The sequence below is a fragment of the Pseudomonas sp. Hz4 genome, assembly GCF_054898165.1.
The window spans coordinates 4,245,429-4,258,794 of the sequence record NZ_CM142719.1 but is presented as its reverse complement, the minus strand read 5'-3'; the positions used below and the strand labels follow the sequence as shown (position 1 = coordinate 4,258,794).

The 13,366-nt window shown below is 61.7% G+C and carries 11 protein-coding genes and 2 pseudogenes; 9 read left to right on the top strand and 4 right to left on the bottom strand.

From position 1 onward, the window contains the following. The gene (locus tag ACYZTR_RS19410; protein ID WP_009050155.1) at positions 1-168 is read right to left on the bottom strand and encodes a DUF2897 family protein; all 168 of its coding nucleotides are present in this window, start codon (positions 166-168) and stop codon (positions 1-3) included. 138 nt (positions 169-306) lie between these two features. Next, positions 307-1,068 (bottom strand): annotated as a pseudogene (locus ACYZTR_RS19405) (permease). Between the two features lie 416 nt (positions 1,069-1,484). On the opposite strand from ACYZTR_RS19405, the gene kdpF reads away from it, so the two are divergent. From kdpF to ACYZTR_RS19375, 6 genes are all read left to right on the top strand, one after another. Next, positions 1,485-1,574, top strand: coding sequence for a K(+)-transporting ATPase subunit F (gene kdpF, locus ACYZTR_RS19400; protein WP_007899818.1), 90 nt, complete (start codon positions 1,485-1,487; stop codon positions 1,572-1,574). Between the two features lie 8 nt (positions 1,575-1,582). Next, positions 1,583-3,277: a potassium-transporting ATPase subunit KdpA gene (gene kdpA / locus ACYZTR_RS19395; RefSeq protein ID WP_461973352.1), complete on the top strand. Its 1,695-nt coding sequence runs from the start codon at positions 1,583-1,585 to the stop codon at positions 3,275-3,277. A gap of 10 nt (positions 3,278-3,287) precedes the next feature. After that, entirely contained in the window at positions 3,288-5,345 is a 2,058-nt protein-coding gene (gene kdpB / locus ACYZTR_RS19390) for a potassium-transporting ATPase subunit KdpB (RefSeq protein ID WP_461973351.1), read from the top strand. A 229-nt stretch (positions 5,346-5,574) separates the two neighbouring features. Continuing rightward, entirely contained in the window at positions 5,575-6,120 is a 546-nt protein-coding gene (kdpC, locus tag ACYZTR_RS19385) for a potassium-transporting ATPase subunit KdpC (protein WP_461973350.1), read from the top strand. A 151-nt stretch (positions 6,121-6,271) separates the two neighbouring features. Further along, positions 6,272-8,917 (top strand): DUF4118 domain-containing protein, encoded by a 2,646-nt coding sequence (locus tag ACYZTR_RS19380; RefSeq protein ID WP_461973349.1) that lies wholly within the window; start codon positions 6,272-6,274, stop codon positions 8,915-8,917. Between the two features lie 68 nt (positions 8,918-8,985). Then, positions 8,986-9,675, top strand: coding sequence for a response regulator (locus ACYZTR_RS19375; RefSeq protein WP_461973348.1), 690 nt, complete (start codon positions 8,986-8,988; stop codon positions 9,673-9,675). A 70-nt stretch (positions 9,676-9,745) separates the two neighbouring features. Here ACYZTR_RS19375 and ACYZTR_RS19370 read toward each other — a convergent pair whose 3' ends face one another. Beyond that, on the bottom strand, positions 9,746-10,786 hold the full coding sequence (locus ACYZTR_RS19370) for a patatin-like phospholipase family protein (RefSeq protein ID WP_461973347.1): 1,041 nt from the start codon (positions 10,784-10,786) through the stop codon (positions 9,746-9,748). 221 nt (positions 10,787-11,007) lie between these two features. Here ACYZTR_RS19370 and ACYZTR_RS19365 point away from each other — a divergent pair, with 221 nt between their 5' ends. From ACYZTR_RS19365 to ACYZTR_RS19355, 3 genes are all read left to right on the top strand, one after another. Further along, entirely contained in the window at positions 11,008-11,286 is a 279-nt protein-coding gene (locus tag ACYZTR_RS19365) for a hypothetical protein (protein ID WP_154851320.1), read from the top strand. Between the two features lie 46 nt (positions 11,287-11,332). Next, the gene (locus ACYZTR_RS19360; RefSeq protein ID WP_461973346.1) at positions 11,333-12,100 is read left to right on the top strand and encodes a CHAD domain-containing protein; all 768 of its coding nucleotides are present in this window, start codon (positions 11,333-11,335) and stop codon (positions 12,098-12,100) included. Positions 12,101-12,248: 148 nt separating this feature from the next. Next, on the top strand, positions 12,249-13,046 hold the full coding sequence (locus tag ACYZTR_RS19355) for an acyl-CoA thioesterase (protein ID WP_461973345.1): 798 nt from the start codon (positions 12,249-12,251) through the stop codon (positions 13,044-13,046). A gap of 27 nt (positions 13,047-13,073) precedes the next feature. On the opposite strand, the pseudogene ACYZTR_RS19350 reads toward ACYZTR_RS19355, so the two are convergent. Next, a pseudogene (locus tag ACYZTR_RS19350) lies at positions 13,074-13,289 on the bottom strand (DUF962 domain-containing protein); the annotation flags it as partial. Positions 13,290-13,366: the final 77 nt, after the last annotated feature.

Sequence of the window (13,366 nt, the reverse complement as noted above, 5' to 3'; positions counted from 1 at the left end):
TTAGCGGTCCTGCGCATCCTTGGCATCCGCTTCCGCGTTGCGTTCAGCGACGCGTTTGCGTTGTTCATCGGTCAGTTCGACCTTGTTGGCGGTGTCACGCAACATCATCAAACCACCAACGATCGAGCCGATTGCAACGATCAGAATTAACCAGGCATACCAGGGCATAGGGCTCTCCTTAAGGGCAGGCCGATTGGCGGGCTTCGCCAATCGATCGTGCATACCACTTTGAGCGATGGAATTTCGCACTGGTTCCATCGCAGTCATTCCATTCTATGCCTGATATGACAGCAACACTTCGCCTGTTTAAAGACCGGTCAGCATCGCGTCCGCCGGCGCATCGGCACGCAGTTGCGCCGTGAGCATGAAGTACACGAAGCCCACCGCCATGAAGCCCAGGAAGATCAACCCGATCAAGGTGTTGAACCAGGCTATCGCCACCAGGCAGACCACCGCCAGCACCAGCGCAATCATCGGCACCAATGGGTAGCAGGGCGCGCGAAAGGTGCGCTCCAGATTCGGTTCGGTTTTGCGCAGTTTAAACAGGCTGAGCATGCTCATGATGTACATCACGATCGCCCCGAATACCGCCATCGTGATCATCGCTGCCGTCAGCGTCATGCCGCCCAGGTTGATCAAACCATCGCTGTAGATCGCCGAACAGGCCAATCCACACCAGCATGTGCAACCAGCCCGAGCTTTCGCCCACCACGGTTTTCATCGCTTGCGGCAGCGGATCGTTGATGTTCGACAGGGTGCGCCAGTCACCGACGCCGCCGGCAAAGAACATTACACCCATGGCCAACAGCACCAACGTCAGAATGCCGCTGATGTAGGCCTTCGGAATGGTGCGACGCCGGCATGGGGAATCGCCGTGGTCAGCTCGGTGAAACTGAAGATGAAGCAGGTGTACAGGGTGGCGACCATAAAGGACGTCACCAGAAAACCGAGTGTGCCCGCCACGCCCCAGCCGTAACTCCAGCCAAAGTACTCACCGGAAATCACCAGCCCGACCGCAATGCCCCACAGGTGCAGCGTGCCCAGCGTGGGTTTGAGTTGTGTGTTCATGCGTTTGCTCCCTGAACGGTTTGGAAAGCTCGGGGGAGGGCGTTTGCAGTGGGCGTGCCATTTTGTATTTGCGCGTCGTAAAGCGCTGAAAACTGTCGTATCGGGGATGATCGCTGCTGGATGGCTGCTTTTTTTGCGCCAGATGAGAGCATCGTTGTCAGTTATGCCGCCATCGCGAGCAAGCTCGCTCCCACAGTTGGAATGCGTCTGCTCAGACAACACCGATCCCCTGTGGGAGCGAGCTTGCTCGCGATGAGGCCAGCCCAGACGCCACAAGACCAAGCTGTAACAAACCCATAAACCCACTCTTTACGCTTTTTTTATGCCCCGCCAACACCCTCGATCTCGTTCCTTTACAGCCTCCCTGCCGACAATGGCTCCACACGCGGCAATACGCCGTAACACGGAGAATTTCCATGAGCGTTCTGGACGGGGTGTCACTGCTATTGGCAGTGGGGCTGTTCATTTATCTGTTGGTTGCGCTGTTGCGCGCGGACCGGAACTAGGAGCGGCTATGCACAGTTATGACTATTGGCTGATCCTCGCCTTCTTCGCTGTGGTGCTGATTCCGGCACCGTTCCTGGGGCGCTTTTACTACAAGGTGATGGAGGGGCAGCGCACGTGGCTGTCACCGATCCTCGGACCGGTGGAGCGTGGATGTTATCGGGTGGCCGGCGTTGATCCGCAGGCCGAACAGAGCTGGCAGAAATACACCCTGGCCTTGCTCGCCTTCAACCTCGCGGGCTTTTTGCTGTTGTTCGCGATCCTGTTGTTCCAGGACCACTTGCCACTGAACCCGCAGAACCTGCCGGGTCAAGAGTGGACGCAAGCGTTCAATACCGCCGTCAGCTTTATGACCAATACCAACTGGCAGTCGTACAGTGGCGAAGCGACCCTGAGCTACCTGAGTCAGATGGTCGGCCTCACCGTGCAGAACTTTGTCAGCGCCGCCACCGGCCTCGCCGTGTTGGTTGCCCTGTGTCGCGGGATCGGCCGCAAGTCGAGCAAAACCCTCGGCAACTTCTGGGTCGACATGACCCGCGCCACCCTCTACGGCTTGTTGCCGCTGTGCCTGCTGCTGGCGCTGTATCTGGTCTGGCAGGGCGTGCCGCAAACCTTCGCGCACTACGTGAATGCCGTGACGATGCAAGGCGTCGATCAGGTGATTCCGCTTGGTCCGGCCGCCAGTCAGATTGCGATCAAGCAACTGGGCACCAACGGTGGTGGCTTCTTCGGCGTCAACTCGGCGCACCCGTTCGAGAACCCGACGGCGTGGAGCAACCTGTTTGAAGTCGGCTCGATCATTCTGATCCCGGTGGCGTTGGTGTTCACCTTCGGCCACTACGTGAAAGACCTGCGTCAGAGCCGCGCGATCATCGCCTGCATGCTGGCGTTGTTCCTGATCGGCGGCGCGACGTCGTTGTGGGCTGAATCCCAGCCGAACCCGACCCTGAACAACGTCGCCGTCGAACAGACCGCGCCGCTGGAAGGCAAGGAAGCACGGTTCGGCACCACCGCCACGGTGCTGTGGTCGGTCACCACCACCGCGGCGTCCAACGGTTCGGTCAACGGCATGCACGACAGCCTTAACCCGCTGAGTGGCATGGTCGCGATGGTCAACATGATGGTCGGCGAAGTGATCTTCGGCGGCGTCGGTGCCGGGCTCTACGGCATGTTGTTGAACGTGTTGATTGCCGTGTTTCTCGCTGGCCTGATGATCGGCCGCACCCCGGAATACCTCGGCAAGAAACTGCAGGCCAAGGAAGTCCAGTTGCTGGTGGTGACCTTGCTGGTGATGCCGGTCGGCGTGCTGGTGCTCGGCGCGATTGCCGCGAGCCTGCCCGGTCCGGTCGCAGCAGTCAGCAACCCCGGTGCTCACGGTTTCAGCCAGTTGCTGTACGCCTACACCTCGGCCAGTGCCAACAATGGTTCGGCGTTCGGCGGCTTCGGGGCCAACACTGCGTTCCACAACTTGATGCTCGGCCTGGGCATGTTGATCGGTCGCTTCGGTTACATCCTCCCGGTTCTGGCCCTGGCCGGCAGCCTGGCGATGAAGAAAACCGCACCGATTGGCCAGAACAGCTTCCCGACTCATGGCCCGCTGTTCGTGACCTTGCTGACCGTGACCATTTTGCTGGTGGGTGGTTTGACCTTCCTGCCGTCGCTGGCGCTTGGTCCGATTGCTGAACACTTGAGCATGGGCTTCTAAGGAGTTAATGATGAATATGCCCGTAACCAAAACCGCCACCGTCAAGGCGCCGGAACAACCGAAAACCGCTATCTCGGCCCTCTGGCGCCCGGCGCTGGTGCAAGCCTTCGTCAAGCTCGACCCACGGCAATTGCAGCGTGCGCCGGTGATGCTGGTGGTCGAACTGACCGCGATCCTGACCACCGTGCTGTGCTTCATTCCCGACAGCAGCGTGCCGACCTTTGTCGCCGCGCAAATCGCCTTGTGGCTGTGGTTCACCGTGCTCTTCGCCAACTTCGCCGAAGCCTTGGCCGAAGGTCGCGGCAAGGCCCGCGCCGACAGCCTCAAGGCCGGCAGCGAAGGCTTGAGCGCTCGACGCAAAACCAGCAACGGTGCCTTTCAAGTGGTGCCGGCCACCAGCCTGCGCAAGGACGATGTGGTGCGCGTTGAAGCCGGGGAAATGATCCCCGGTGACGGCGAGGTGATCGAAGGTATCGCAGCGGTCAACGAAGCGGCGATTACCGGTGAATCCGCGCCGGTGATTCGCGAGTCCGGCGGCGATCGTTCCGCCGTCACCGGCAACACCCGCCTGGTCTCAGACTGGCTGCTGGTGCGGATCACCGCCAACCCTGGCGAGTCGACGCTGGACCGCATGATCGCCCTGGTCGAAGGCGCCAAACGCCAGAAAACCCCGAACGAAGTGGCGCTCGACATCTTGCTGATCGGCCTGACCCTGATCTTTCTGCTGGTGGTCGTCACGCTGCAACCGTTCGCCCACTTCGCCAACGGCAGCCTGCCGCTGGTGTTCCTGGTGGCGTTATTGGTCACGTTGATTCCGACCACCATTGGCGGTCTGTTGTCGGCCATTGGTATCGCCGGGATGGACCGTCTGGTGCGCCTGAATGTGATCGCCAAATCTGGTCGCGCCGTGGAAGCGGCGGGGGACGTGCACGTCCTGCTGCTGGACAAGACTGGCACCATCACCTTCGGTAACCGTCGTTGCACCGCGGTTTACGCGGCGCCTGGCGTCACCGCCAAGGAACTCGCCGAGGGTGCGTTGTTCGCCTCGCTGGCCGATGACACGGCTGAAGGTAAATCCATCGTCGAGTACCTGCGCAGCACTCAGCCTCAACCAGAGCCGGCCACCGAACTGCTGACTGCCGTGCCATTCAGTGCCGAGACGCGCCTGTCCGGTGTCGACTATCAGGGCCGCGTCTATCGCAAAGGCGCGGTGGATTCGTTGCTGGCCTTCGTAGGCCTGAAACGCGCTGACCTGGCCGCGCCGCTGTCCCGGGAAATCGACAAGATCGCCCAGAGCGGCGGCACGCCGTTGCTGGTTTGCGCCGACGGTAAATTGCTCGGCGCGATCCACCTCAAGGACGTGGTCAAGCCCGGCATCCGCGAGCGTTTCGCCGAGCTGCGCAAACTGGGGATTCGCACGGTCATGGTGACCGGCGACAACCCGCTGACCGCCGCCGCGATTGCGGCCGAGGCGGGCGTGGATGACGTGCTGGCCGAGGCCACACCGGAGAAGAAACTGGCGCGCATTCGCCACGAGCAGAACGACGGTCGCCTGGTCGCCATGTGCGGCGACGGCGCCAACGATGCGCCGGCCCTGGCCCAGGCGGACGTAGGCATGGCGATGAACGACGGGACGCAAGCGGCGCGCGAGGCGGCGAACATGGTCGACCTCGACAGCGACCCAACCAAACTGTTGGACGTGGTGCAGATTGGTAAAGAACTGCTGGTGACCCGCGGCGCGCTGACGACGTTTTCCATCGCCAACGACGTGGCCAAGTACTTCGCGATTTTGCCGGCGTTGTTTGCCTCGATCTACCCGCAACTGGGCGTGCTGAACGTCATGCACCTGAGCAGTCCGCAGAGCGCGATTCTGTCGGCGATTGTGTTCAACGCCTTGATCATTGTGGTGCTGATTCCGCTCGCGCTGCGCGGTGTGCGAGTGCAGGCGGCGAGTGCGGCGGCGTTGCTGCGTCGCAATCTGCTGATCTATGGGTTGGGCGGGATAGTGGTGCCGTTTGTGGGGATCAAGGCGATCGACATGCTGCTCACTGCGTTGCATTTGGTTTGACAATCTATCGGGTGGCGCGGGCTCTGTGGCGAGGGGATTTATCCCCGTACGACTGCGAAGCAGTCGCCAACCCGATACACGCGGTGCGCCAGAAGAAATGAAGTTGCAGGTTTTGGGGCTGCTGCGCAGCCCAACGGGGCGGTGCGGCGTTCCGATAAATCTCCTCGCCACAGAGTTGATGGCGACTCCAGAACATGTGTTTGTTTTCACTGAATTCGAGGATTCTGAAATGTCCACAATGATACGCCCGGCCCTGAGCCTGCTCGTCCTGATGACCTTGATCACCGGCGTCGCCTATCCACTGGTTGTCACTGGTGTCGCCCAGGTCGCATTTCCGGACCAGGCCAACGGCAGCCTCATACACGACGCCGATGGCAAGGTCCGCGGCTCGTCGCTGATTGCGCAGGATTTTGTCGGTGACGCCTGGTTCCATCCACGGCCATCGGCCGGTGCATTTGCCACCGTGTCGAGCAGTGCCAGCAACCTCTCGCCGAGCAACCCGGCCCTGGCCACTCGGGTGATTGACGATGCCAATAAACTGTTGGTGCCAGGCCAGGGTCCAGTGCCATTGGCCCTGTTGACCACCTCGGGCAGCGGTCTCGATCCACACTTGCCACCGGCAGCGATTACCTATCAACTGGCGCGTGTTGCGGCCGCGCGCAATCTGCCGGTGGCGACCCTTCAGCAACTGCTGGACGCGCATATCGAGCAACCGCTCGTTGGCCCGCCAGTGGTGAATGTGCTGGCGCTGAACCTGGCGCTGGAAAACCTGTAGCAGATGATCGTTCCCACGTCGAGGCGTCGAACCGTCCGCGTGGGAATGCATCAATGGACGCTCTGCGTCCGCTTCTGGATGGGACGCGGAGCGTCCCGGGCTGCATTCCCACGCAGAGCGTGGGAACGATTAATCAGAGAGAGCTTCAAGCATGAGTGACTCCGGCCGCGCCGACGCGTTGTTAGCAGACCTGCCCCGGGATGGCCGTGGCCGGCTCAAGGTTTTTCTCGGCGCCGCACCCGGTGTCGGCAAAACCTACGCCATGCTGCAAGCGGCCCACACCCAACTGCGCCAGGGTGTGAAAGTCATCGCCGGCGTGGTCGAAACCCATGGCCGCGCCGAAACCGAAGCGCTGCTCGGCGGCTTGCCGCAGCAGCCGTTGCTGCGTTCGGAATACCGTGGCGTGATGCTCGAAGAAATGGACCTCGACGGCTTGCTCGCGGCCAAACCGAAACTGGTGCTGGTGGACGAACTGGCCCACAGCAACGCGCCCGGCAGTCGCCACACCAAACGCTGGCAAGACATCCAGGAACTGCTCGCTGCCGGCATTGACGTGTTCACCACGGTCAACGTCCAGCACCTGGAAAGTCTGAACGACAAAGTGCGTGGCATCACCGGCGTGCAGGTGCGCGAAACCCTGCCGGACTGGGTCCTGCAGGAGGCCTACGAACTGCTGCTGATCGACCTGCCGCCGCGCGAGCTGCTCGAGCGTCTGCGCGATGGCAAGGTCTACGTGCCGGAGCAGGCAAGGGCGGCCATCGACGCTTTTTTCACCCAGACCAACCTCACGGCCCTGCGCGAACTGGCGATGCAAACCGCCGCCGCTCAGGTCGATGATGATCTGGCTCAGGGCTATCGCCAACTCGGCCAAGCGGCGCCAGCGGTACGCGGTCGCCTGTTGGTCGGCGTCGATGGCGATGCTCAGGCCGAGCGTCTGGTGCGTCACGCCAGTCGCGTCGCCCAGCGTCGGCATTTGCCGTGGAGCCTGGTGCATGTGGACAACGGCAGCGTGCGTGACGAGCAGTCGCGGCTGCGTCTGCAAAGTGCCCAGCAATTGGCCGAACGCCTCGGCGGCGAAGTGGTGTTGTTGCGCGCCGGTGAGGTGGCGAAAACCTTGATCCAGCACGCCGCCGAACGTCGCGCCAGTCTGGTGTTGGTGGGGCAGTCCCGGCAGCGGTTGCGTCGGCGCTGGTTCGGTGGCGGTCTGGCGTCACGTTTGCTGCGCGATGCGCGCGGGCTGGAAATCAACGTCCTCGACAGTGATCACGAACAGCATCAGCCGCGTCAGCGTTCGGCGCAGACGCTGGTGTGGTTCGACTACGCGCTGGCGCTGATGGCGACGGTGCTCGCCAGCGCCTTGGCCTGGGCGGTGGCGAGTGTCTTGCCGCTGCCCAATATCTCGCTGGTGTTTCTCGCCGCGGTGTTGCTGGTGGCGGTGCGCAGCAGCCTTGGCCCGGCGCTGGCCTGTGCGGCGTTGTCGTTTCTGACCTACGACTTTTTGTTCATTCCGCCGACTTTCTCATTCAGCATCCAGCGCGAGGAAGACGTGCTGACCTTGCTGTTCTTCCTGCTGATGGCGGCGCTCACCGGTAACCTCGCGGCCCGACAGCGGCGGCAGTTACAAGCCCTGCGCGACACTCAGGAAGAAACCACCGAACTGCTCGACCTGTCACGCAAACTCACTGCCGCCACCGACCGTCAGGCGGTGGTCAGCGCAGCGGCCCAGCACCTCAACGGCTGGAGTGATCTGCAACTGTGCCTGCTCAATCAAGACGGGCAGGGCGGCTGGAAAGTCGAAACCGGTGGGCCGCTGGAGTTTTCCGAAGCCGAGCGCGCTGCCGCTGATTGGGCCTGGCAACATGATCAACCGGCCGGCGCGGGCACCGGCACGCTGCCGTTCGGACGCTGGTGGTGGTGGCCATTGTCGGTGGAAGACGGGCCGCTGGCATTGCTCGGTGTGTGTGCCAAAGAGGGCCAGACCTTGAGCGGGCAGCGTCGCCGTTTGTTGACCGCGTTGAGCCAACCGCTGGCCCAGGCGCTGGCGCGTGCGCAATTGGCCGAGGACCTGGAAGCCGCTCGGTTGCACGGCGAAACCGAGCAACTGCGCAGTGCCTTGCTGGCCTCGGTGTCCCACGATTTGCGCACGCCGCTGACCTCCATGCGCGGCAGCATCGACAGCCTGTTGGCCCTCGGTGAAGCGATCCCGCTGGAGGATCGCCGCGAACTGCTCGAAGGCACTCGCGATGAAGCCGAACGCCTCGACCGCTACATTCAAAACCTGTTGGACATGACCCGGCTCGGGCACGGCGCCCTGAAGCTTGCGCGGGACTGGGTGTCGCCGGCCGACATCATCGGCAGTTCACTCAATCGTCTGCGCGCAGTGCTGGCGCCGTTGCAGGTGACCACCGAAGTACCGCCGGAGTTGCCGCTGCTTTACGTCCACGCCGCGCTGATCGAACAGGCGCTGGTCAACGTGCTGGAAAACGCCGCGCGGTTTTCACCGTCTCACGGTCGCCTGCAATTGCGCGCCGGAGCCGATGACAGCGAGCTGTTTTTTTCAGTGAGCGATGAAGGGCCGGGGATTCCGCTGGAAGAGCGGGCGAAGATTTTCGACATGTTCTACACCGCCGCGCGCGGTGATCGTGGCGGGCAGGGCACCGGGTTGGGGCTGGCGATCTGTCAGGGCATGGTCGGTGCCCATGGCGGGCGGATCAGCGTCGCCGATGGCATCGACGGGCGAGGCACCTGCATCACTTTGCACCTGCCGTTGCAGGCTCAGCCGGCTTTTGAAAATTAAGAGCCGAAAGTGAAGCCTGATCACGTTTGCGCTACTCTCTTGCCATTTCTTTGTGTTGATGTGAATTCATGAGCCAGACTGCGACCATTTTGGTCATCGACGACGAACCGCAGATCCGCAAATTCCTGCGCATCAGCCTCGCCTCCCAGGGCTACAAAGTGCTCGAAGCCGGTACCGGAACCGAAGGTCTGGCCCAGGCTGCACTGAATAAACCGGACCTGCTGGTGCTCGACCTCGGGTTGCCGGACATGGACGGCCAGCACGTGCTGCGCGAGTTTCGCGAGTGGTCGACGGTGCCGGTGCTGGTGCTCTCGGTGCGTGCCAGTGAAGGGCAGAAAGTCGAAGCGCTCGATGGCGGCGCCAACGACTACGTGACCAAACCGTTTGGTATTCAGGAATTTCTGGCCCGGGTTCGTGCGTTGTTGCGTCAGGCACCGGCGGGAGAAGCTCAAACGGCGGCGCTGACGTTCGGCCCGTTGACTGTCGATCTGGCTTATCGCCGGGTACTGCTCGATGGCACCGAAGTCGCGCTGACCCGCAAGGAGTACGCGGTGCTGGCGCAACTGTCGCGGCATCCGGGGCGGGTCATCACCCAGCAGCAACTGCTGAAGGACATCTGGGGGCCGACCCATACCGAGGACACTCACTATTTGCGGATTGTGGTCGGGCACTTGCGCCAGAAACTGGTAGACGACCCGACGCAGCCGCGGTTCATCGTCACCGAGGCGGGGGTCGGGTATCGGTTGCTTGATGCCTGATCGTTCCCACGCTCTGCGTGGTAACGCATCCCGTGACGCTCCGCGTCACAGCGGACGCGGAGCGTCAGATTCAGGCATCCCGCTCATTCTCATACCGATCCATCGTATCCCGCGCAATCTCCCGCCCCAGCGCGATCAGCTCCGGCGCCTTGTAAAACTCGAAAAACCGGCACACCCGCTTTGGCACGTTGATCAAAATATCCGGCGGATAACCGGCGATCTTGTACTGCGCCAATGAGGTTTGCATCACCTCGAAACTCTGGTTAATCAGGTCCAGCAAAGAGGCCGGGCCGACGTTGTCGATGATGAACGAACCTGTGGCGGACTTCGGGGCGCCGGCGCGTTCAGGGGCGGCTGCCGGTTGCTGGGCTTCGGGTTCGGCGGATTCGATCCACGGGTTGATCTCGGCCGCTTCTGCCATCAACGCTTCCTTCTCCAGCAGCAGCAATTGTTCCGCCTGTTTGCGGCGAAATGGTAATTTCGAACCGAGCGAGTTGATCAGGCTGTCGAAACGGCTCTTGAACGCCGCCGGGCGCTGGATCACCGGCAATTGATAGTGGCGCTGGTTGGTGGAGTTGAGGTTGACCGCGATGATCAGGTCGCAATGACTCGACACCACCGGCACGATCGGCAAAGGGTTGAGGATGCCGCCGTCCACCAGCATGCGATTGCCCTGCATCACCGGGGTGAACAGGCTGGGAATCGCCGCCGAGGCGCGCATGGCCTGGTGCAGGCAGCCTTCCTGAAACCAGATTTCCTGCTGGTTGGTCAGGTCGGTCGCCACCGCCGTGTAAGGGATGCGCAGGTCTTCGATATTGATCTCGCCGACGATCTTGCGGATCTGCCCGAAGACCTTCTCCCCGCGAATCGCCCCCAGACGAAAACTGACGTCCACCAGACGCAAGACGTCGAGGTAGTCCAGGCTTTCGATCCAGTCGCGATACTCGTCGAGTTTGCCGGCCGCATAGATCCCGCCGACCACCGCGCCCATGGAGCAACCGGCGATGCAGGCGATGTCGTAGCCACGCCGCTCGATCTCTTCAATGACACCGATATGGGCATAGCCCCGGGCTCCACCTGAGCCCAGCACCAGTGCGACACGCTTTTTCATGAATCGCCCTCGTCTGACAAGGTTCAACAATGCACCCATCGAGGGGCGCGCTTCAATCGCTAAGGTCGTTTCGTGAGGCGAGTGCGTCGTTTTTTCGACACTCCATGGCGGCAGATGGGTATTCTCGCGAGCGCTAAATTTTCCGCGGTGGGACCAAGGCACTTTTCACGCGCCAGACCGTCTTAACTGCACGACTGTTACCTATTTTTGAGGTGTGAGTGATGAAAGCCTGGATCTGTGTGCCATTGATTGCCCTGGCCCTCGCCGGTTGCGCCGGCAAAACCGCTTACCGTGACAGCTGCGCCAGCGGGATCGATGCGGCGTGGCGTGAACTGGACTTGGCCAAGGCCGAGGGTTTCGCTGGCAACGTCAGCTACTCCAAGGCCCTGTCGCTGTTGACCGGCGCCAAGACCCAGCAGCAATTCGAAGCGTTCGAAGGCTGCACCAAGAAGGCCGAAAAGGCGCGCTTCTATATTCGTGAGTCACGCGCTGGCCGTTAAGGCATGATGCAGGCAATAGTGGAACATTCGATTCAGGGAGCAAGCGATGTCTGCCTTGATTGATCGGTTGGTGGCTCATGTCCTGGGCCTGGAAGTTCGTCTGCTGGCCTGTCAGGCCCGCTTGAGTGCCCGCACCGACCCTGAAGCGTTGCACGATCTGCGCACCACGGTTCGCCGTTTGCGCAGTCTGCTGCGGCCATTGCGCGGCTTGCCCGGGGTCGAACAGCTGGAAGCGGCGGCGTCCCGGGTCGGCGACCTGACCACGCCGTTGCGCGATCGCGAAGTGCTGGCGGCGTACTTGCTGCAGCATGATCAACCCGAGGCTGCCCATCGGCGCATGGCGCAAATGGCCAAAGCTTATCCGGCGGTGGCGGCAAGTCCTGAAGTGGCGCAGCTGCTGATGATCCTCGACGCCTTTCCGCGTTTTTTACGGGCCTCCCAGCGTCAGGGCTTGCTCAAGGGCTTGCGTCAGCGCATCGAAAAACGCCTGGCCAACCAATGGAAAAAACTCGATAAGGCCCTGCACGATCCTGCCCATGATCGTCATCGTTTGCGCTTGCTGATCAAGCGTGTGCGCTATGGGATCGAAGCTTATCCCGAGCTTGATCGATTGCCGAAACCGGCGCTGCCCGGACTCAAATCGGCCCAGGGTGCGTTGGGCGATTGGCATGATTGCTGGCAATGGTTGGCCCGGTCCGAACAGGAAGCCGATTTGCAGCCTTGTGTGGCCGTCTGGAAAACCACCATGGCCAAGGCCGAAGACCGCGCCGACCGCGTCCTCGACAAATTCAGCGCCGCCTGTTTCAAATCCTGACCCCACCACATTGGTTTAGTGTTGAACATGGAATATGTGTTCAAGCCAAGTGCGGCTCATCTGTCAGTACTTTTGGCCGGAATAAGCGCTGTGCCGTCCTCGCAGGCTGGTTAAGATCTCTTCATCTTTTTCCCGCCCCGAGGTTTCCATGCGTTTTTCCGATCTGCTTGACGCTGTTCGCAGCCAGCCGCTGGAACTGTCTATCCCGGCCGAATGGGCTCAGGGGCGTGCCAGTTTCGGTGGCCTGGTGGCCGCCTTGCAATACGAAGCGATGCGCGCAAAAGTCCCGTCGGATCGTCCGGTGCGTTCGCTGGCGATCACCTTTGTCGGCCCTGTCGAGCCTGATGTGCCGGTCAGCTTTGAAGTCGATGTGCTGCGCGAGGGCAAAGCGGTCAGTCAGGTGCTGGGCCGGGCGATGCAGAAGGGCCAAGTGGTGACGTTGGTCCAGGGTAGCTTCGGCGCCTCGCGACCGTCGGAAGTGGCGGTAACCGCCGAACCGGCACCCGAGATGAAGCACTGGGACGATTGCCAGGAACTGCCTTACATCAAAGGTGTGACCCCGGAATTCATGCGCCATCTGGCGATGCGCTGGAGCGTCGGCGGTTTGCCGTTCACTGGCAACACATCCCGCGAGATGGGCGGTTGGGTGCGCTTGCGCGGGGACGTGAAGGAAGAGGCGGTCAGCGAGTCGCATATCCTGGCGTTGGTCGACGCCTGGCCACCGGCGCTGTTACCGCACCTGAAGAAACCGGCGATGGGCAGTACGCTGACCTGGACCATCGAATTCGCTCAGCCATTGCTTGAACTGAGCACGCTGGACTGGTGCAAATACCTCGTCGACATCGAGCATGCCGCTGACGGCTACGGTCATGCGGCCGCGAAGCTGTGGAGCGCGGACGGTCAGTTGATTGCCATGAGCCGGCAGACGGTGACGATTTTCGCCTGATCAGTGACGACGGTGGCGCTCACGGCGACCGTGGCGTTGCAGGCCGAGCGCTGCGAGCAGGCCGATCACACCGATCGCGACATTTGCGAAGCTCAGACTGAATACCCCCGAGACAATCAGCAGAAACGCCACGATGAACAGCGGCACGGCAATCAGGTGCAGCACCCGATTGGTCGGGTGCTGGTGATTGTTCGGGTGCGCTCGCCATTGCCAGGCGGGCAGGTTGGGGTGACGTTTGCCCATGATGGTACTCCTCGATCCATGTTGAACACATGATTGAAGAATAGGCGTGGCACTTACGGGCGGCGAATCAAGGTTGG